At 53.2% G+C, this 21157-nt stretch carries 18 protein-coding genes; 6 read left to right on the top strand and 12 right to left on the bottom strand.

Annotated features, from left to right (window positions below; translation table 11 throughout):
* Positions 1 to 57: 57 nt before the first annotated feature.
* From recC to rppH, 9 genes are all read right to left on the bottom strand, one after another.
* Entirely contained in the window at positions 58 to 3426 is a 3369-nt protein-coding gene (gene recC, locus OGV85_RS20095) for an exodeoxyribonuclease V subunit gamma (RefSeq protein WP_061548009.1), read from the bottom strand.
* A 12-nt stretch (positions 3427 to 3438) separates the two neighbouring features.
* Positions 3439 to 3762: a prepilin-type N-terminal cleavage/methylation domain-containing protein gene (locus OGV85_RS20090; protein ID WP_003846470.1), complete on the bottom strand. Its 324-nt coding sequence runs from the start codon at positions 3760 to 3762 to the stop codon at positions 3439 to 3441.
* Entirely contained in the window at positions 3747 to 4154 is a 408-nt protein-coding gene (locus tag OGV85_RS20085; protein WP_032937462.1) for a DUF2509 family protein, read from the bottom strand. Before OGV85_RS20085 ends, OGV85_RS20090 begins: the two co-directional genes overlap by 16 nt.
* Positions 4151 to 4714: a prepilin peptidase-dependent protein gene (locus OGV85_RS20080; RefSeq protein WP_061548010.1), complete on the bottom strand. Its 564-nt coding sequence runs from the start codon at positions 4712 to 4714 to the stop codon at positions 4151 to 4153. Before OGV85_RS20080 ends, OGV85_RS20085 begins: the two co-directional genes overlap by 4 nt.
* Entirely contained in the window at positions 4705 to 5175 is a 471-nt protein-coding gene (locus OGV85_RS20075; protein ID WP_003033993.1) for a prepilin peptidase-dependent protein, read from the bottom strand. The genes OGV85_RS20080 and OGV85_RS20075 overlap by 10 nt, the downstream gene beginning before the upstream one ends.
* A 183-nt stretch (positions 5176 to 5358) precedes the next feature.
* On the bottom strand, positions 5359 to 6153 hold the full coding sequence (thyA, locus tag OGV85_RS20070) for a thymidylate synthase (protein ID WP_003033990.1): 795 nt from the start codon (positions 6151 to 6153) through the stop codon (positions 5359 to 5361).
* A gap of 6 nt (positions 6154 to 6159) precedes the next feature.
* Entirely contained in the window at positions 6160 to 7035 is an 876-nt protein-coding gene (gene lgt / locus OGV85_RS20065) for a prolipoprotein diacylglyceryl transferase (RefSeq protein ID WP_003846461.1), read from the bottom strand.
* 188 nt (positions 7036 to 7223) lie between these two features.
* Positions 7224 to 9470: a phosphoenolpyruvate--protein phosphotransferase gene (gene ptsP, locus OGV85_RS20060; RefSeq protein ID WP_003033984.1), complete on the bottom strand. Its 2247-nt coding sequence runs from the start codon at positions 9468 to 9470 to the stop codon at positions 7224 to 7226.
* A gap of 12 nt (positions 9471 to 9482) precedes the next feature.
* A complete protein-coding gene (gene rppH / locus OGV85_RS20055) occupies positions 9483 to 10013 on the bottom strand; it encodes an RNA pyrophosphohydrolase (RefSeq protein WP_003033982.1) in 531 nt (176 codons plus the stop codon).
* A 684-nt stretch (positions 10014 to 10697) separates the two neighbouring features.
* Here rppH and mutH point away from each other — a divergent pair.
* The 4 genes from mutH (at position 10698) to OGV85_RS20035 (ending at position 13692) form a co-directional block, all read left to right on the top strand.
* Positions 10698 to 11393, top strand: coding sequence for a DNA mismatch repair endonuclease MutH (gene mutH / locus OGV85_RS20050; RefSeq protein ID WP_032949959.1), 696 nt, complete (start codon positions 10698 to 10700; stop codon positions 11391 to 11393).
* A 75-nt stretch (positions 11394 to 11468) separates the two neighbouring features.
* On the top strand, positions 11469 to 12182 hold the full coding sequence (locus OGV85_RS20045; RefSeq protein ID WP_003033961.1) for a TerC family protein: 714 nt from the start codon (positions 11469 to 11471) through the stop codon (positions 12180 to 12182).
* 144 nt (positions 12183 to 12326) lie between these two features.
* On the top strand, positions 12327 to 12545 hold the full coding sequence (gene ygdR / locus OGV85_RS20040) for a lipoprotein YgdR (protein ID WP_000758660.1): 219 nt from the start codon (positions 12327 to 12329) through the stop codon (positions 12543 to 12545).
* 106 nt (positions 12546 to 12651) lie between these two features.
* Positions 12652 to 13692, top strand: coding sequence for an NADP(H)-dependent aldo-keto reductase (locus OGV85_RS20035; protein WP_003033954.1), 1041 nt, complete (start codon positions 12652 to 12654; stop codon positions 13690 to 13692).
* An 82-nt stretch (positions 13693 to 13774) separates the two neighbouring features.
* Here OGV85_RS20035 and lplT read toward each other — a convergent pair whose 3' ends face one another.
* Together lplT and aas are read right to left on the bottom strand one after the other, a co-directional pair.
* The gene (gene lplT / locus OGV85_RS20030) at positions 13775 to 14968 is read right to left on the bottom strand and encodes a lysophospholipid transporter LplT (protein ID WP_003033951.1); all 1194 of its coding nucleotides are present in this window, start codon (positions 14966 to 14968) and stop codon (positions 13775 to 13777) included.
* On the bottom strand, positions 14961 to 17120 hold the full coding sequence (gene aas, locus OGV85_RS20025; RefSeq protein ID WP_048218535.1) for a bifunctional acyl-ACP--phospholipid O-acyltransferase/long-chain-fatty-acid--ACP ligase: 2160 nt from the start codon (positions 17118 to 17120) through the stop codon (positions 14961 to 14963). Before aas ends, lplT begins: the two co-directional genes overlap by 8 nt.
* A 597-nt stretch (positions 17121 to 17717) precedes the next feature.
* Between aas and galR the strand changes: the two genes are divergently transcribed.
* The gene (galR, locus tag OGV85_RS20020) at positions 17718 to 18746 is read left to right on the top strand and encodes an HTH-type transcriptional regulator GalR (protein WP_003033945.1); all 1029 of its coding nucleotides are present in this window, start codon (positions 17718 to 17720) and stop codon (positions 18744 to 18746) included.
* 13 nt (positions 18747 to 18759) lie between these two features.
* Positions 18760 to 19770 (top strand): LacI family DNA-binding transcriptional regulator, encoded by a 1011-nt coding sequence (locus tag OGV85_RS20015; protein ID WP_054528747.1) that lies wholly within the window; start codon positions 18760 to 18762, stop codon positions 19768 to 19770.
* 107 nt (positions 19771 to 19877) lie between these two features.
* On the opposite strand, the gene lysA is transcribed toward OGV85_RS20015, so the two are convergent.
* A complete protein-coding gene (lysA, locus tag OGV85_RS20010; RefSeq protein ID WP_032949971.1) occupies positions 19878 to 21134 on the bottom strand; it encodes a diaminopimelate decarboxylase in 1257 nt (418 codons plus the stop codon).
* Between the last annotated feature and the right edge of the window lie 23 nt (positions 21135 to 21157).

The following is a 21157-nucleotide window of genomic DNA, read 5'->3' as shown; positions in this document are numbered from 1 at the left end:
GTGACAGAATGCGCATCATAGTGGAAGCTATCGAATTGCGCAATTTTTATACAGCCATCATGACTGATTGAAGCGAAAAATCGGTAACAGGTAACGTTGAGACTGTAAAACAATAGTCTCCAGCGTATCAGCATCCAGTTGACGCCAAAGACGCTGATACCAGATATCATCACCTTCGCCACGTACTATCATGTTGCCTTCATAGGCTTGCAGAAACTTACTGCGCGCTTTTTGCAACGTTGCATCGTCATCTAACATGGCATCATTTGCGGCGTCATAACAGGTTTTTATCCATGCACCGCCGCTTTCGGGCAATACCAGCAATGGTGACGACATGCCTTCCCGATACCCCTCAATGAGTTGCGACAGATACAGCAACGCCTGTTCTGCATCCAGCGGCGGAAAACGCCATTCCCCGTCTTTACGCAGGAATAATCGGCTCTCTCCCGTACCGCCACTCGCACAATAGACAAGATGTTCCAGCCAAAGTTGCACGCCCTGCGCAATGCTGATCAAAGATGGGCGCCAGCGCAACAAACCGTCCTCTTGAACCTGCGGCAACCAACCGGTGATTTGTACGCCGTTACAGTTAAGATCGATTTCCATGCTCTGACAGGGCTGACGACAGGCGATAATACGCTCAGCCAGCGACTGCATCTCCTGACGCTGCGTATCCCACAGAATTTCGCCAAACGGCCCATAGGGTAGCGTGCCCGCCGCACGAAAACGGCGGAACAGTCGTTCAGCGTCGTTCTCTTCAACCAGTGTATTAAGCAATTGCTGATTAAGCTGATAGCGGGTTAATCCTTCAAGGGTGAAAGGCTCCGTGTCCGGGATCTCACTCTCTTCAGAGCGGAAGTTGACCCTCAAACGCATCTGGAAAAAGGCGCGTACCGGATGTGCCCAAAATCGCTGCAGTGTTTCCAGCGTCAGTGTTTCAGGCATCTCAAAAGGAAGAGGCTGCACAAAATCCGTGTGCGCTTTTCCTGACAGACTCGCCGCAGGCAGCCATTCCCGGGCATAGCTTTGCTGTTCACCCGGCAAATAGTTTTGTGCATCAAAGGGCATACGGGTATGCAAACGGGTAATGTGCGCTTTTACCCTTGCCTCGCTTTGATCGCAGGTCAACAATTCGTCACCCGGCAGATAATGGCTTTGCCCAATGTAGTCCATCAGTTCTTGCACCAGCACCGACGGGAAGCGCTCGCTGTTATCCTGGATAGAGCGGCCAATGTAGCTGATGTAGAGCGTCTGCTGTGCCGAAATCAATGCTTCGAGGAACAGATAGCGGTCATCATCACGACGGCTGCGATCGCCCCGCATCGGTTTTTGACTCATTAAATCAAAGCCCAGCGGCGCAAGCTGGCGTGGATAAACGCCATCGTTCATACCCAGCAGGCACACCACTTTGAACGGAATGGAGCGCATCGGCATCAGCGTACAAATGTTAACGGGACCCGCCAGGAAGCGCTGGCTGATGCGTTCCTGATCAAGGCGCTGGGCCAGCTCATCACGTAACAGAGAGAGCGGTATAGCATCGCCGTACTCGGCCCCTAAACCTTCGGTGATAATAGCCTGCCACTGCTGTTCAATCAGCGTCATCGCCGCTTCGGTATCCGCGTCCGGCAGGAAGAAATCATTGAGCATTTCCCGACAAACAGGTAGCCACTCTTCCAGCGGTCGTTCCTGCGCTAACCCTCTACGCCAAAGATTAAGCTGCATCAGCAACGAGGCCAGATGCCCTACCAGCTCGGCAATCAAACCGCTGGACTCATCGTAAGGCAACACCGATTGCCACTCGCCCTGCGCACTTTCCATCGCGTAGCCGAGCAGCATACGCGTTAAACCAAATTGCCAGGTATGCTGACCTGTAGGCGGAAGTTCCAGTTCACGCACGTTATCGTCGTCAATTCCCCAACGAATCCCGGATTCATTGACCCATAAGCGAAGATAGCGCAACCCTTCTTCATCAATGTTGAAACGCGCCGCCAGCACGGGGACATCCAGTAACGCCAGAACATCCTCTGAGACAAAACGGCTATCCGGTAGAGACAGCAGACTAATAAAAGCCTGTAAGACGGGATGAGACTGACGTGCCCGACGGTCGGAAATCGCATAAGGTAAGTAACGCTCGGCTGGTGCACTGCCAAAGACCGACTGAATGAATGGGCTGTAGCTGTCGATGTCCGCCACCATCACGATAATATCGCGCGGCGTCAGCGTTGGGTCCGCTTCCAGCATGGCCAACAGCCGGTCATGCAGAATTTCCACCTCGCGCTGTGGGCTATGGCAGACATGGAAAGTCACGCTGGTATCGTTCAGATCAAGCCGGCGTTTATTGTCACTACGGGAATATTCTTTCAGCGTGACGCCCGCCACGGCATGACTTTCGAGTTCCAGAATATCTGATTGAATATTATGCAAAAGGTTGTCAGGCGTAATGTCGACAAACGCATCCAGTTCCTGACTATTTTCCAGCTCCGAAAGCAAATAAATGTAATCACGCCCCAGTTTGCCCCACGAGGCCAGCATCGGGTTGCCCACATCCTGTTCGCCATCGCTGTTAAATAATCCTTCGGCTTTCTGGTTATCACGAAACAGCGGCAGGTGCCGTTCTTCAAAGCTGTGCCGACGCTGACGCGCCATCAGCTTCGCCAGCCAGGCAGGATCTTTAATATCTCCCCAGTAGTAGCGACAAGGGTTGGTAAACAGCAGATGAATATCGATGTGCTTACCCAGCGCTTGCAATGCCTGCAAATAAACCGGCGGTAGCGCCGAAATACCGCAAATAAAGACACGAGAAGGCAGTCCCTGCGGGCACTCGGACGCGTTTTCCAACGTCTGAATAAATCGTTGGTATAAATTGGCACGATGCCAACGCGGCTGGCCCAACTCCGCGGCGTATTCCACCAGCGCTTTCCACAACGGTGCCTGCCAGGCCTGAGACTCGCCGAGTCCCTCAACCAGTCGCCCCGCTTCCCACTGGGTCAACCAGTCAGGGCGGTAGACTAAATACTGGTCGAAAAGGTCAGCCGCGCGCGAGGAAAGCTGAAAAAGCTTACGTTTATCGGTGTCGTCCGTCAGATAGTGGCGCAGCAATGCAAAGTCATCGCCATCCAGCAATTGCGGCAACAGCGTCATCAACTTCCAGCTCATGCTCTGTTTGCTGAACGCGCTCTCTTTCGGGATATCCGGCAGCACACGCACAAACATATCCCAGATAAAACTCGCGGGCAGCGGAAAATCGATATTGGCGGCAATACTAAACTTCTGTGCAAGAGTCATTTGTAACCACTGCGCCATACCGGTACTTTGAACCAGGATCATCTCAGGCTCAAAGGGGTCGTCCAGCCGCTCGCGCTCAACGATAAACTCCATTAACGCTTCCAGCACATCCAGACGGTTGGAGTGGTAGACCCTTAACATAGCGACTCCTGACTACTGACGATTCGGGCAATGCAGACGCGTCATCTGACCCTGCCTGCCGAGGGGTGAAGAAATTATGACGTTGATGCTGACACATCCCGCTCTCGTTGTCTGCATTCGGTTAACCTGCCAGTTCACAGGCGATGAAAACTGGTACAGCTGGCTTTGCTGCCAGGCGTGACGCCAGAGTTGTTGATACTGGTTTCTGATAATAAAGCTGTTCATTAGCACCCGCTGGTATCCTGACAACGCGGTCACAATCATGATCATCAGTACCATTGCCAGCATAACTTCCGGCAGACTAAAGCCACGCTGACTGTTCAGGGGATCTGGCATAACGTCTGCTCCTTAAGCGGACAAAAATCGCTCCAGCCATGCGCTGAGAATTCTATGTTGCCATCAATAACCGCCCCCTGACGCCATAAAAATACTCCTTCATAGTGGGCGATTAGCAGCACGAAATTATTGGTAAGCAGGCGCAGGCAAACCGCGGCATTCTGCGTGGGATCGCGCCGACACTGTACGACGGGTTGTAAGCGCCAGGGTTGTATACGCCCCCATTCCATCGCGGATTGCACTACCGCCTGACGCTGCAGCGCCTGACTTTGTGTGACCACACGCGCAGCAAAACTAGCCTCCTGTCTGCTAACGCCTTCCAGCAGCAGACTACCGAGCACCAGCAGCAACAGGACCATTGCCAGAGAGGATACGCCTCGCTCACGGTTCACAGGTTGAATCCCGTAACGCTGTAGACCGCCTCAACAACTTTTTGTGGTTCGTCATTGCTCACTCCACGCAAACGCAGCGTAAGAAGCGGGGAATATCCGCTGAAATTCAGCCGTTCAACCTGGAATTCCTCAATCTGGATGGTAGTCTGATCGGTCATTTTCTCCCATCCTTTTCCAGTGCAACCGGTGGCTCCACGCAGGGTTTCCAATACCTTGTCCTGTAAACGAAACCCGATAGCATCAGCCTCTTTCGCGGAACTGCTCTCCCAAACGCCGTTGCCGTTGGCATCCCAGCGTGCAATGACACAGTCCCCCTTAGCCGATATCACCAGTCCCTCTCCGACACAGTTTCCCCGGCAATACCCCGCCCGTTGAAGATGCTTCGCCACGGTGTAGGTCCGCTGCCATATTTCATCTTCCAGCGCTAACTGGCGCGTGTTACGCAGAATCTCTCGCTGTAGCGCCGGTAAAAATCGTGCTGAGCTAAGTAATAAAATACTGCTAATCGCCATGGCAATGAGCACCTCCAGCAGTGAAAATCCCCGTTCGTTTACTGACATAATCTGGCCTCATCGCGCTCACAAAGCCTGATTCGCCCCCAGCCAGACACCACCACGCGCCATTCCCCTGCCGCATTTTTCAGGCGTATATGTCCGGCCCATGCCGTATTGCGCAGTCCAAAAAAAGCCAGTGAAGGCGTGATATCTGCCATTTCGACATCAGCCCAGAGTGGCGCAAATATCAACGGTGAAACAGGCTGACACGAAGCTTGTGATGTCGCTGAGCTTGCCAGACACCATGTCCCCCCTTCGCGGAGTACGTTGATGACGTGATCACGATTGCGCCAGTTAGCATCTTCACGCAGTTGCAGCAGGTAGTCCCGCACCTGGCAGGCGGTCTGCCACAGCCGCTGTTGTTGCTGCCAGCGCTGCCAACCATACAGCCCAGATGCACCAAGCGCCGCGACGATCAGCATCGCAATCAGGGTTTCGAGAAGCGTGTAACCTTGTTGTTTTTTCATGTCGCCAGTATGGCTTGAGGAAAATGAATAACGAGCGGGAAATTCGGTTTCTACGGCGAGCTACGGGAAATATTTGTCGCGTTGCAGACCGTTGCACTATTTCAGGAATGTTCGCCGAAGAACGTGATTTTAGACAAAAAAAACCGACGCGCACGGGCGTCGGTTGTGTCAGCATGAAGCTGGTTAGATAGCCACCGGCGCTTTAATACCCGGGTGCGGATCGTAGCCTTCAATTTCAAAGTCTTCGAAGCGATAGTCAAAGATAGATTCAGGCTTACGTTTAATAACCAGTTTCGGCAACGCGCGAGGTTCACGGCTAAGCTGCAGATGCGTTTGATCCATATGATTGCTGTACAGGTGCGTGTCGCCACCGGTCCAGACAAAATCACCCACTTCCAGATCACACTGCTGCGCCATCATGTGTACCAGCAAAGCGTAGCTGGCAATGTTAAACGGCAGGCCGAGGAACACATCGCACGAACGCTGATACAGCTGACAGGAGAGCTTGCCATCCGCGACGTAAAACTGGAAGAACGCATGGCACGGCGCCAGCGCCATTTTATCCAGCTCACCGACGTTCCATGCAGAAACGATAATGCGGCGAGAGTCCGGGTCATTTTTAAGCTGGTTTAACACGGTGGTGATCTGGTCAATATGGCGACCATCTGGCGTAGGCCACGCGCGCCACTGTTTACCATAAACCGGGCCTAAATTACCGTTTTCATCCGCCCATTCGTCCCAGATTGAGACGTTGTTTTCATGCAGGTAGGCAACGTTAGTGTCGCCCTGCAAAAACCACAGCAGCTCATGAATGATCGAGCGTAAATGGCAGCGTTTCGTCGTAACCAGCGGGAACCCTTCCTGCAGATTAAAACGCATCTGATGACCAAAAATGGAAAGCGTTCCGGTTCCGGTACGGTCGTTTTTCTGTGTGCCTTCATCCAGCACTTTTTGCATCAGTTCTAAATACTGTTTCATGGTTCCTCAGGAAACGTGTTGCTGTGGGCTGCGGCGGTACGCCCAAACCATCATAATAATGCCTGCGACAATCATCGGGATAGAGAGGATCTGCCCCATGCTGATGTACTGTACCCAGGTGCCAGTAAACTGCGCATCCGGCTGGCGGAAGAATTCAACGATAATACGAAACGCGCCATAACCAATCAGGAACAGACCGGATACCGAGCCCATTGGACGCGGCTTACGAATGTACAGGTTGAGAATGATAAACAGCACAACACCCTCGAGCGCCATCTCATAAAGCTGTGAGGCGTGGCGCGGCAGCGAGCCGTAGGTATCAAAAATAGACTGCCATTGCGGGTTAGTTTGCAGTAGTAAAATATCTTCGGTACGAGAGCCCGGGAACAGCATGGCGTACTTGAAGTTCGGGTCAACGCGTCCCCACAGCTCACCATTGATAAAGTTACCCAGACGCCCTGCACCCAGACCAAACGGAATCAGCGGGGCAATGAAATCAGAAACCTGGAAGAACGAACGTTTGGTGCGTTTGGCGAAGATAATCATCACCAGGATCACACCGATAAGTCCACCGTGGAAGGACATACCGCCGTCCCAGACGCGGAACAGATACAGGGGATTATCGAGGAATAACTCGAAGTTATAGAACAGTACGTAACCAATACGCCCACCGAGGAAAACCCCGAGGAAGCCCGCATACAGTAAGTTTTCTACTTCATTTTTGGTCCAGCCACTGCCCGGGCGATTCGCGCGGCGCGTCGCCAGCCACATCGCAAAAATAAACCCCACCAAATACATTAAGCCGTACCAGTGAAGCGCGACGGGTCCGATTGAGAAAATGACCGGATCGAAATCCGGAAAATGCAGATAGCTACTGGTCATCTGTCACCACAAGTTCTTGTTATTTCGCTGAAGTCAGACAGCAATTGATAAGCGCGCCTGCATAATGCAGGCGCTCCAAAGGTGCGAATGATAGCACAAGGGGTTAGAAGCGGATGCCGGGAAGATGTAAAAGATCTGTATAAGTAATCTTTACCCCGTAATGCCTGATGACGCTACGCTTATCAGGCCTACAATCCCCCGCGAATCAATCCCCCCATGCCGCGGCGCTCCATAAAGGCCGCTACCTGATGGCGTACCTCAGCCGCCATCTGCGCTTCCAGGCTGCGCTGCGCCAGCGTTTGCGCCTCATCAAAATCGATATGACGCAGCAGATATTTTACGCGAGCGACAGAACGACCGTTCATCGACAAATGACGGAAACCCAGGCCGATCAGAATAGCCACGCACATCGGGTCGCCCGCCATTTCACCACACAGGCGTAAATCGATACCGCTTCTTTCGGCTTCCTGCGCAATCATCGCCAGCGCACGTAACATCCCCGGATGCAGACTGTCATAAATGCTGGCTACCCGTGTGTTGTTACGATCGACGGCCAGTATGTACTGGGTAAGATCGTTGGTTCCGACTGAGATAAAGTCAATCCGGTTTGTCAGATGCGGCAGCATGAACACCATCGACGGAACTTCCAGCATGATGCCAATGCGCGGTTTCGGGATCTCGTAACCGATCATCTCCTCCACTTCGCGTCCGGCGCGTTCAATCAAACGTCGCGCTTCGTCCACTTCATCAATGCTGGTTACCATCGGCAGCAAAATGCTGAGGTTGCCGGTTGCCGCGTTGGCACGCAGCATGGCGCGAACCTGGATCAAAAAGATCTCTGGTTGATCGAGCGTTATGCGGATCCCTCGCCAGCCAAGGCACGGGTTCTCTTCACTGATCGGCATGTAGGGCAGCTGTTTATCGGCACCGACATCCAGCGTACGTAGGGTCACCGGCTTGTCGTTAAACATTTGCAGCATGCCCTGATACTGCGCAACCTGTTCTTCTTCCGAAGGAAAACCGCTTTGCAGCATGAACGGGATTTCGGTGCGATACAGGCCAATACCGTCGATCCTGCTACCCAGCTTTTCTTCATGTTCCGGGCTGAGACCCGCATTGAGCATCACCTTCACGCGCTCGCCGCTTTTCAACTGTGCTGGCTGGTTGACGTCGTCTTCCGCCAGGCGGCTCAGCTCAATTTCTTCACTGATAAGACGCTGGTATTCCTGAATCAATACCGGTTCCGGATCGACCAGCAGTTCACCGCGATAACCGTCCACCACCAGCGTGCGACGATGCAGCACCGACGGCTGGATATCGGCCCCCATAACGGTAGGGATACCCAGCGCACGAACCATAATTGCCGCATGAGAGTTGGCTGCGCCGTCCCGGACAACCACGCCGACTAACCGGTCCTGAGGAAGCTCCGCCAGCGTGGTCGCCGAAAGTTCATCCGCCACCAGTACGAAGCGTTCCGGCCAGGCATTCGGCCCCTGGATAGAGTCGTCAAGGTGGAACAGCAGACGCTGGCCGAGCGCGCGTAAATCTCCGGCCCGCTCTTTGAGGTAGTTATCGCTCAGCGCGGCAAATTGTTCGGCAAACTTTTCAATGATCGTTTTAACCGCCCACTCGGCCACTGAACCGTTATCCACTTCCGCAAACAGCTCGCGGCGCAGACGGGTATCGGAAAGCAAGTGCGAGTAAAGATCAAAGATCGCCGCCGTTTCTTTCTGCGCCCCAGCGGTAAAACGCTTGCTGTAGCGGCGGAATTCGTTCGCCGCCTCTTCCAACGCACCGGTCAGTCGCTCGCGCTCAAGCACCGGATCCAGCGTTGAAGCCTGATAGACCTGCTCCATCAGCGGTAGCGTCGCATCCTGCCAGCCTTCAGCTATTGCCACGCCGGGGGCGGCAGGCAATGCACGGATGCGCGTTTGCCGGTATTGACCGAACAGCGCGTTTAGTTGCGACTGCGAAAGTATGGCCGCCATTTGCGTGGCGAGCGTGACGAGGAAAGACTCTTCACTTTCATCGTACTGACGCAGTTCACGCTGCTGCACCACCAGCACACCTAAAAGCTGGCGACGCTGAATGATCGGTACGCCTAAGAATGCACGAAAACGCTCTTCTTTTACCGAAGGTATGTATTTAAAGCTGGGATGTTTTTGCGCATCGGCGAGGTTGATAGGTTCCGCCAGCCTGCCAACCAGGCCAACGATACCTTCATCAAACGCGAGTGCGACAGTGCGACCACGTGGTTTTTTCAGTCCCCGGGTCGCCATGAGGTAATAACAACGTCGATCGTGATCGGCCAGATAAACCGAACAGACCTCTGTATCCATCGCAAGACAGATGTCGGTAACCAGTATATTGAGCGCTTCATTCAGACGCGGAGCACTGGCCACCTTTTCGACTATTTCGCGCAGGCGGGTGAGCATAATTTGCGTAGCTTAACCTCTTTTACGTCTGTACGCAGGTGTGCTTTGCGGCTTAGGAGTGCTCTCCTGAAGCGCCATGACAACACTTGCGAATTCTTTCATCACCCTGCGATAGACATCGCGTTTAAATGACACCACCTGTCGAACCGGATACCAGTAACTCACCCAGCGCCAGCCGTCGAACTCAGGTGTACTGCTGGTTTGCATATTGATTTCAGCATCGCTGCTGACCAATTGCAGAAGAAACCACTTTTGTTTCTGGCCGATACAAACCGGCTTCGTGTCCCAACGCACCAAACGTTTCGGTAACTTGTAACGCAACCAGTTACGAGTAGAAGCAAGGATCCGTACATCTTTACGACTGAGACCCACTTCTTCAAAGAGTTCCCGGTACATCGCCTGCTCTGCTGTCTCTCCTGCGTTGATCCCACCTTGTGGAAATTGCCAGGAGTGCTGACCAAATCGCCGGGCCCACATGACCTGCCCCTGGCGGTTACAAATTACTATCCCTACATTCGGGCGGTAGCCATCGTCATCAATCACCGGACTACCTCAACATAAACCTTATATACAAACGATTGTTTCACACTCCTGAGGGGCGGTAAACCACTCTGTTAAGGGTGCGATATTCTAATAACAATTGAATAACTCACAGTTAAAGGCCGAGTTATAAACAGAAGAAGGGCAAGCAAGGCGATTTTATTCACCTTTTCTGTGGATATAGTTGTGAAGAAGTACGGAATTACTATGGGAAAACCCAGAACAGTCCGAATAAGACATTCGTCACAGAGTAAAAATAGTCTTATACATTCATAAAGTTAAAACTGATCCACGCAGATAAACACACAGAAATGTGATGTACATCACTCATACGATCTTCACGCTGATGAAAGATCGACCAGCGTCGGTTTTATCCACAGATTATGCCAATAAGTTAGGCACAATTTGTGTGAAAATTCGATTTTCGTCGCACGTCAAGGCTGTAAATTGAAACAGTAGTGGGGGTTTTTCACAGTTATCCCATCTTTCTGTGGATAACATGGTGTAAGATCCTGTTCATTGTCAGTGACCAGAATTGGAAAACCCGCTTCGCTGTTGCGCAACTCTGCAAACGTGAATCTAAAAACCAATATAAATCATATAATTGAATAAAGCATGTGGAAAAAGATAAACTCTGTCCACACGGTATAAAATCATTGCTTATTTTTTCACCTAAGGGTTAACCCGATGCCAGAACTCCGTCCGTTGCTTTCTCCCCCTGAATCTGAAACCCAGTTGCTGAGCCAGGCACGACAGCTTTCGGGCTACGCGTTAGGAGAATTAGCGGCAATGGCGGGAATCGTTACGCCGAAGGATCTTAAGCGCGATAAAGGCTGGATTGGCGTGCTACTGGAAATCTGGCTCGGTGCCAGCGCGGGCAGTAAACCAGAGCAGGATTTTGCGGCGCTGGGCGTGGAGCTGAAAACGATCCCTGTGGACAGTCTTGGCAGACCGCTGGAAACCACCTTTGTGTGCGTGGCACCGTTAACCGGCAATACCGGCGTCACCTGGGAAACCAGCCATGTACGGCACAAACTCAAACGCGTTCTGTGGATCCCGGTAGAAGGCGAACGCAGCATCCCGCTGGCTGAGCGCCGCGTCGGCTCTCCCTTGCTGTGGAGCCCGAATGAAGAAGAGGACCGACAATTGCGTCTGGACTGGGAAGAATTAATGGACATGATTGTGTTAGGTCATGTCGAACGCATCACCGCTCGCCATGGGGAAGTACTGCAACTGCGTCCTAAAGCCGCCAACGCCCGCGCGCTTACCGAGGCCATTGGCGCCAACGGCGAGCCCATCCTGACCCTGCCACGCGGCTTTTACCTGAAAAAGAACTTCACCCGCGCATTGCTTGAGCGACATTTCTTGTTCCAGGCGCAATAGGCACCGCCCGGCCTTTCACCCGCCGCGTTACGGGCCTATAATTACCGCTTCTTTTTTTTGGCAGGACTTTGTTCGATGTTATTTGCATGGATAACCGATCCTAACGCCTGGCTTGCGCTCGGTACGCTGACGCTGCTGGAGATCGTTCTTGGGATCGACAATATTATTTTCCTTTCTCTGGTTGTAGCCAAACTCCCGACAGCGCAACGCAATCATGCCCGACGTATTGGGCTGGCGGCGGCGATGATCATGCGTCTGGCTCTGCTGGCTTCTATCGCCTGGGTAACGCGACTGACAAACCCGCTATTCGAGTTGTTTGGCGAGGCAATATCAGCACGCGACCTGATCCTTCTGCTGGGGGGATTGTTCCTGATCTGGAAAGCCAGCAAGGAGATCCACGAATCCATTGAAGGTGAGGAAGAGGGGTTAAAAACCCGCGTATCTTCTTTCCTGGGCGCGATTGTGCAGATCATGTTGTTAGACATTATCTTCAGTCTGGATTCCGTGATTACTGCGGTTGGTTTGTCCGATCATCTGTTTATCATGATGGCGGCAGTAGTGATTGCCGTAGGCGTGATGATGTTTGCTGCTCGCCCAATTGGTGAGTTTGTCGATCGCCACCCTTCAGTAAAAATGCTGGCGCTCTCGTTCCTGATTCTGGTCGGTTTTACGCTGATTCTGGAAAGTTTCGACGTCCACGTTCCGAAAGGATATATCTATTTCGCCATGTTCTTCTCTATCGCGGTAGAGACCCTGAATCTGTGGCGTAATAAAAAAAATCCGCTCTGATGAAATCCATCGCTCCCCGCAAGGGGAGCGAATGCCCACCACACCTACCCCTTCTCACAGTTTAAGATTTTACTGCTTTCACCCTGCACAACTTCGCGTTATTACTAAACTATTGTCAGACGCAGGCCATGTGAGGATAAGCAGATGAAAAAATGGGCAGTTTTGATTTCCGCCGTAGGACTGGCTTTTGCCGTTTCCGGATGCAGCAGCGATTATGTAATGGCGACAAAAGATGGTCGAATGATCCTGACCGATGGAAAACCAGAAATTGACGATGATACCGGTCTGGTGAGCTATCACGACCAGCAGGGCAATGCGATGCAGATTAACCGCGATGATGTGTCCCAAATCATTGAACGCTGATGGTTGAGGTCAGCAGCGCGCTGGCCTTAACAATTTTACTTCCCTTTTTCGCTTCCCTCAGCCATTTTTATAATCCTTATGTCGTGATTATAAAAAGGAAACGGCTATGCAATATCACCGTATACCCCACAGCTCGCTGGAAGTCAGTACACTGGGGCTGGGCACAATGACGTTTGGTGAACAAAACAGCGAAGCCGACGCACATGCACAGCTCGATTATGCCGTAGCACAGGGCATTAATTTGATCGACGTTGCCGAGATGTATCCGGTACCGCCGCGTCCTGAAACCCAGGGTCTCACCGAAACCTACGTAGGTAACTGGCTCGCCAAACACGGCAGCCGCGAAAAGCTGATCGTCGCTTCTAAGGTCAGCGGACCATCACGCAACAACGACAGCGGCATCCGCCCGAATCAGGCGCTGGATCGTAAAAATATCCGTGAAGCGCTGCACGACAGCCTGAAAAGACTGCAAACCGATTACCTGGATCTGTATCAGGTTCACTGGCCGCAGCGCCCGACCAACTGCTTTGGTAAGTTAGGCTACAGCTGGACAGACTCCGCGCCGGTCGTTTCCCTGCTGGACACGCTGGACGCATTGGCAGAGTTTCAGCGCGCCGGGAAAATTCGCTACATCGGCGTTTCTAATGAAACCGCATTTGGCGTGATGCGCTATCTGCACCTGGCGGACAAACACGATCTGCCACGCATCGCCACCATCCAGAACCCCTACAGCCTGCTGAACCGCAGCTTTGAGGTTGGACTGGCAGAAGTGAGCCAGTATGAAGGCGTTGAGCTGCTGGCCTACTCTTGCCTGGGCTTCGGTACATTAACCGGGAAATACCTGAACGGCGCGAAACCTGCCGGTGCACGCAATACGCTGTTTAGCCGTTTCACGCGCTACAGCGGCGAGCAGACGCAGAAAGCCGTTGCGGCCTATGTGGATATCGCGAAACGCCATAATCTGGATCCTGCGCAAATGGCGCTGGCATTCGTGCGTCGTCAGCCGTTTGTCGCCAGCACTTTGCTGGGCGCCACGACCATGGAGCAGCTAAAAACCAATGTTGAAAGTCTGCATCTGGAGTTGAGCGAGGAAGTGCTGGCAGAGATTGAAGCGGTGCATCAGGTGTATACCTATCCTGCACCTTAACAGTTAGCGCCTGATGGCGCTGCGCTTATCAGGCCTACAGACAGCGTTCCCTGTAGGCCTGGTTGCAACAGCATATAACAGACTAATGGCGGCGCTGCCAAATCCACAGCGCTGCAATCGCCAGCGCAAACAGTGCACCGAACCCAATACCAATCGCTACCGCTGGGATCCCCACCAGCACCGCCAGTGAGTAAATACCCAACATCAACAGCATCGCGCTGTTTTCACCCAGGTTTTGCACCGCAATCGCATTACCTGCGCCGACGCTTTTCTTACCCCGCTCCTGCAGTAACGCATTCAGCGGCACCACAAAGAACCCACCACACACGCCGATAAGCATCAGCAATGCGTAGGCCGGAAGCAGCGAATGTTGAAGAGAAAAAATCAGCACCACGACGCCGATCAGGATCCCCGCAGGCATACAGCGCGACACAGTTTCCAGCGTCACGAGCTTCGCAGCCGCCCCCGCGCCGACGACAATCCCGATCGCTACCATGGCATTGAGATAGGTCGGCGTGGCGTTATCGGTGATGCCGAGCGCCACCGGAACCCACAGTACCAGCAGAAAACGCAGCGTAACGCCCGCCCCCCAAAAAAGGCTGGTTCCCACCAACGAGAAGCGTGTTTCACCGTTGCGCCACAGCGAAGAGGCGGCACAGAAGAAACTGCGCGTCATTTTCCCCAGATGCCAGGACTGGCCAGGGCGAGCCGCGGCTAGTTTCGGGATATACAGGTTAGCGACCACTGCGCCAGCATAGGCCAGCGCACAGGCAGAAAGCGCGGCAATCACGTGCCAGTCGGCCAGAACGCCGCCGGCGACAGAACCGAGCAAAATCGCGGCAATGGTGGAAGCTTCCATCAGGCCGTTGGCTTTCACCAGTTTGTCGCCGGTGGTCAGTTCACCGAGAATGCCATACTTGGCCGGTGAATACGCCGCCGCGCCAATCCCCACTAGCGTATACCCGAGAAACGGATTAATGCCGAAGCAAATACTTGCCGCACCCAGCAGTTTCAGGGAGTTCGCGAACATCATCACTCTGCCTTTGGCAAAGCTATCCGCCACCTGTCCAACAAACGGCGCAAACAGAATGTAAGCACCCACAAACACCATTTGCAGGATAGGCTGGCTCCAGTCCGGATAAAATTGCTCCTTCAGCAACGCCAGCGTAGCAAACAGCAACGCGTTATCGCCAAACGCTGACAGAAACTGCGCGGCGATAACGGACATCATCCCTTTGGACCAGATTGACGTGTTAGTGTGCACTGACTCACTCATGTTGTTTTTCCGGCTCATCGACCCAGCTTTTCAGCGTAACAAAATCCGGCTTACCGCTGCCGAGTAATGGGAGTTGCTTCAGATGGCGTATATCACGCGGTACGGCGAGTTCAGGTACGCCGTGCGCCCGCGCATACTGCTGTAGTTTTTCACGCGTGAGTTCGCTATCGGTGGTAAACAGCACCAGCGCCTCACCTTTGCTGGCATCACTCTTGATCGCCGTGGCGTGCATTTTGTCTGCTGATACCGCCAACGCCAGTTGCTCAACCATTTCCAGCGACACCATCTCTCCGGCAATTTTAGCAAAACGCTTGGCGCGCCCCTGAATCTGTACAAAGCCGTTTTCATCAAAGCGCACGATGTCTCCGGTATCATACCAGCCGCGCTCAATCTCACCTTGCGCATTCTCTGCCGTCGGCACTTCCAGCACCCCAGGTTTTTCGACGCGCAAATAGCCGCTCATAATATTAGGGCCTTTCAGCTGTAAACGCCCACCGTCCTCAATTCCCGGAACGGCCAACAGTCGAGCATCCATACCAGGCAAGATGCGCCCTACCGTTCCCGATTTTGCCGCCATCGGTACGTTAATCGACACCACCGGGGCACATTCCGTCACCCCATAGCCCTCAAGGACACGCAGGCCAAATTTCTCCTGCCACAGTTGCTTTGTGCTGTCCTGCAGTTTTTCCGCTCCCGCAACCACATAGCGCAGGCGATGGAAATCGTATGGATGCGCGAAACGCGCGTAGTTGCCTAGGAACGTTGACGTACCAAACAACACGGTGCAGTTCCGGTCGTATACCAGCTCTGGCACAATGCGGTAATGCAGCGGGCTGGGATAAAGAAACACTTCTGCGCCAGTCAGTAGCGGCGTGAATAATCCCACCGTTAGCCCAAAGGAGTGGAACAGCGGCAGCGCCGACATAAAGCGGTCATCGGCGGTGAAATCGGCAATCGTTTTAATCTGCTCAACGTTCGCCAGAATGCTTTTATGACTGTGAACCACGCCTTTCGGATGGCCTTCTGAACCGGAGGTAAAGAGGATCACCGCAGCGTCTTCCGGCTGCTGCTTCACCTGCGCCAGATGCGGTGCCAGCAGATGTGAGAAAATCCACAGCTTATCGCTAAAGGTCACATCAGCTTTCAAGTCTTCCAGATACACCCAACGCACCTGGGTGAGCTGTTCCGGTAAATGCCAGAGTTTGCCTTTATCAAGAAACTGTCGGGATGTGAAGATCGTTTTTATTTCAGACGCAGTAATGGCGCTGGTTAATCCTTTCACACCCGCGGTGTAGTTCATCATGGCTGGAATGCGTCGACGCGCAATGGCGCCAAAAATGACCGCCGCGCTGATTCCCGCATTTGGCAGCATCAGGCCGATTCTTTCACCCTCGGTGCTGTATTTTTCCAGAATACGCGCGACAAACAGCGTTTTCGTCAGCAGTTTACGGTAGCTGTCCGGAGTGAAATTAATATCTTCAATGCAGTTTTTGCCTGCGCCAAAACGGTATTTCGCCGCCAGCAGCGACTCGTAGAGCGTCTCACGCGGACGAACCGCCATGCGTGCTTCCATCATAATTTGATGTAGCATCTCTCCGGCGATTTTACGGCGATCGCGAGCTCGCGGTGCTTCCGGCATCGGCAGTTGTGTCGGCGGTAGGATGTGTAAGCGGATGCACGGGAAGAATCGCTGTTTAACCAAACCTTTCAGGCGGCTAAAGCGGGAAAGCTCCGCGCCCTCAATGCGCACAGGTACGACCGTCGCTCCCGACTTAGCGGCGACAAACCCGGCACCGTCATAGATTTTCATCAACGAACCGGTGGTCGAAATACGCCCTTCCGGGAAGATAACCACCGGGCGGCCCTGTTCGACCAGACGAACCAGATGTTTAATCGACATCGGTTTGGTTGGATCTAACGGTACGAAATCAATCAGCGGGGTTAGCCAGCGCATATACCATTGCTGGCTGATCGAGGTGTAAACAGCGAAGACGGGACGAATCGGTAAAAAGAGCGCCAACAGGATGCCGTCTATAAATGAGACGTGGTTGGGAGTGATTAGAACGCGTTCTCCCTGTAGCGCGCTGACATTGCCCGTGACGCGAACGCGGAAAAGCACGCGAAACAGATTACGAAAAAAGCCAAATAGCATCTCAACTCCCTGTGCCATTAATTATATAAACATCAATGGTGGGAGAGTATACGAGTTGGGGAGTGGACGCGACAGGAAAGGGGTAAATTGAATCCGAAAAAAAACCTGCGCATCCGCGCAGGTTGGTGCAAGAGACAGGTACGAAGTGCGTACCGAATAATCTCACCAATCAATACCTCTGGGATCTTGATTGTGGTCGTCAGCAGCCAGATACGCCAGTGCGAAAACGCAAAGGAATGAACCCAAATGCAACGAGTTGTGTAAATTATCGGTTACTGTTACAGATAGGCTGAAGGTAAAAAAAAACCTGCGCATCTGCGCAGGCTGGTGTAATTCTAGTGATCAACCCGAAAGTTGATTTCACCTATCAATACCTCTGGGATCTCAACTCTAGCAATCTGCTCAGTTCCCTCACCAGCGAACAATCGCAACAGCACATCGCAAAGTGTAAGCAAAAATTAGCATTTTCTATTTTCTGTCTTACTTCGCTCGTGTGCGCTCACATTTGCGACGTTCTGACGGGCAATCTGCTTGAACAGCCAGCCATTTTCCGTAACACTGACGGAATGTAAGCGTTTACCCACAATAGGTACTATCATGGCGACCATAAAGGATGTAGCCCGACTAGCAGGTGTATCAGTCGCCACCGTTTCTCGAGTGATTAATGATTCCCCTAAAGCCAGCGAAGCATCGCGCCTGGCTGTAACGAGTGCAATGGAATCACTCAGCTACCACCCCAACGCCAATGCGCGTGCGCTGGCACAACAATCCACAGAGACCATCGGTCTGGTAGTTGGTGATGTGTCCGATCCATTCTTTGGGGCAATGGTTAAAGCTGTCGAGCAGGTGGCCTATAACACCGGTAATTTTTTACTGATTGGCAACGGCTACCATAACGAACAGAAGGAACGACAGGCGATTGAACAGCTCATTCGCCACCGCTGCGCAGCCCTTGTTGTCCACGCAAAAATCATCCCGGATGCTGAGCTGGCATCACTAATGAAGCAAATCCCCGGCATGGTATTAATTAACCGAATTCTGCCAGGATTCGAACAACGCTGCGTTGCCCTTGATGACCGTTTCGGCGCATGGCTGGCGACCCGCCACCTCATTCAACAGGGCCATACGCGCATTGGCTATCTGTGCTCCAATCACACAATCTCAGATGCGGAAGATCGTCTGCAAGGCTATTACGACGCGCTGGCAGAGAGCAATATACCGGTCAGCGATCGCCTGGTAACGTTTGGTGAACCGGATGAAAGCGGCGGTGAACAGGCGATGACCGAGTTACTTGGTCGTGGCAAAAACTTCACTGCGGTAGCCTGCTACAACGACTCAATGGCGGCTGGTGCCATGGGCGTATTAAATGATAACGGCATTGATGTACCGGGAGAAATCTCGCTGATTGGTTTTGATGATGTGCTGGTTTCCCGCTACGTGCGCCCGCGTCTGACCACGGTACGCTATCCGATCGTGACGATGGCAACCCAGGCTGCCGAACTGGCGCTCGCGCTGGCGGAGAAGCGCCCCGTGCCTGAAATTACCCACGTTTTTAACCCAACTCTGGTGCGTCGCCATTCCGTTTCGACGCTGACAGAGCCGGGGAATTCATCGTCAAACGATTAACCAGGATAGCGTTATGACTACGATGTTGGACGTTTCACGACACGCAGGCGTCTCAAAAGCGACCGTTTCGCGCGTACTGAATGGCACGGGTCAGGTAAAAGAGAGCACGCGCCAGAAAGTGTTTAAGGCCATGCAGGCACTTGATTATCGGCCTAATTTTTTAGCACGATCTTTGGCAAACCGCACCAGCAACAGCATTGGTCTGGTGGTTTCTACATTTGATGGATTCTACTTTGGCCGGCTGCTGCAACAGGCTTCACGCCAGACGGAATCTCACGGCAAGCAGTTGATCGTCACCGACGGACACGACACACCAGAGCGTGAGCAGGAAGCCGTGCAAATGCTGGCGGACAGGCAGTGCGACGCCATTATTCTCTATACCCGCTATATGAGTGAAAAAGAGATAATGTCGCTGATGAACAGCATCGCTATGCCCTTGCTGGTCATCAACCGTGATGTCAGCCAGGCCCGCGATCGCGCGATTTTCTTTGAACAGGAAGACGCGGCCTATCAGGCGGTCAATTATCTTATCTCCCAGGGCCATAGAGATATTGCTTGTATCACTGTGCCAGGCCATACCCCGACCGGTAAATCCCGCCTGATGGGGTATCGTAAAGCGCTGGAAAAAAACGGTATTCCCTGGGATCCCGACAAGGTCAAATACGGCGACTCCACGATGACGCGAGGCTATGAAGCCTGTCGTGAACTGCTGGAGGAAGGGGTTAAATTCAGCGCACTGTTCGCCTGTAACGATGACATGGCATTAGGCGCATCAAAAGCGTTACATCAGGCCGGGCTGAGGATCCCAACGGACGTCTCACTGTTTGGTTTTGATGATGCACCCAGCGCCAAATGGCTGGAGCCGGGGCTGTCTACCGTTTATCTGCCGATTGATACCATGATAACCACGGCAATCGACCAGGCTATCCGGCTGGCCAACGGCGAGAGCGTCGAGCCAATCCCACCGTTTACCGGCAAACTGGTACTACGTGACTCAGTAACGCTCGGGCCGTACTTTAAGTAATTAAATGCCGGATGGCGGCACAAGCGCCTTATCCGGCCAACAGGCCCCACAGTTAATTTCATAGGCCGGATAAGCGTAGCGCCATCCGGCATTTCACCACGCTGTAATCAGATTAATTCCAGCGCTAACAGCTCATCAATGGTCTGGCGACGGCGAATCAGCCGCGCCACGCCGTTATCGAACAAAACCTCCGGCAGCAGAGGACGGCTATTGTAGTTTGACGACATAGACGCGCCGTACGCCCCGGTATCATGCAAGACCAGATAATCACCCGGCACCACCGCAGGCAACAGACGGGTTTCCACATTTCCGCCCTCCTGCTGGGTAAACACGTCGCCCGATTCGCACAGCGGCCCGGCCACCACGGTTTCCCGTTGCGGGGTGTGTTCCAGAGAGCGACTATCCCCAGCCAGCGCGGAGATATGGTGATAGCTGCCGTACATCGCCGGGCGCATCAGATCGTTGAAGCCCGCATCGATCAGTACAAAGTGACGGCTACCCATCTCTTTTACGCTGCGTACCTGTGCTACCAGCACGCCGGCTTCCGCGACCAGAAAACGACCCGGCTCTATCTCAAGCGCGACCGGGTGCCCCAGGTATTTAGCAATCTGCTCACGCGCAGCGTTCCACAATCCAAAGTAGTGATCGGTATCGATCGCCTCTTCACCTTCGCGATACGGGATTGATAAACCGCCGCCCGCAGAGATCGCCTCCAGATCCTGATCAAATTCAATTACCTGACGCACCATCGCACCACACACCTGCTCCAGATGCGCGTAGTCCACACCGGAGCCAATATGCATATGAATCCCCACCAGCTTCAGCTTGTAGCGCTGAATCACCTCCAGCGCCGCGGGAAGATCGCTATACCAGATCCCGTGCTTGCTGTTTTCGCCGCCGGTATTGGTTTTCTGACTGTGTCCATGCCCAAAGCCAGGGTTTACGCGTAGCCACACGCGATGGCCCGGCGAGACCTGACCCAGTTGTTCCAGCATATCCACCGACCCGGCATTTACCGGAATGCGCAATTCATGCACCCGCGCAAGCGTCGCTTCATCAATCATATCGGCGGTAAAGACGATTTCATCTTTCCCCGGTACAAAACCTGCCGCTAGCGCACGTTCAATTTCGCCAAGCGAGACGGAATCAACCTTTACGCCCTGCTCGCGCATCAGGCGCAAAATATGAATATTCGAACATGCCTTCTGGGCAAAACGCACCACGTCAAACTGACTCAGTTTGGCAATCTGGGCGCGTATAATCTGCGCATCATAGACCCACACCGGGCAGCCGAATTCGGCAGGCAGGCGCAGCAGGTTGTCGGCGGTCAGGTCAGTGTCTGTGTTGTTGAGTGGGCGTGGCATGGTGTACTCCGGCATTGGCTTTT

This window comes from Citrobacter sp. Cf132, from assembly GCF_030333885.1.
Classification (GTDB): domain Bacteria; phylum Pseudomonadota; class Gammaproteobacteria; order Enterobacterales; family Enterobacteriaceae; genus Citrobacter; species Citrobacter freundii.
The sequence above is the reverse complement of the archived record's forward strand: the minus strand, read 5'-3'. Positions and strand labels throughout refer to the sequence as shown.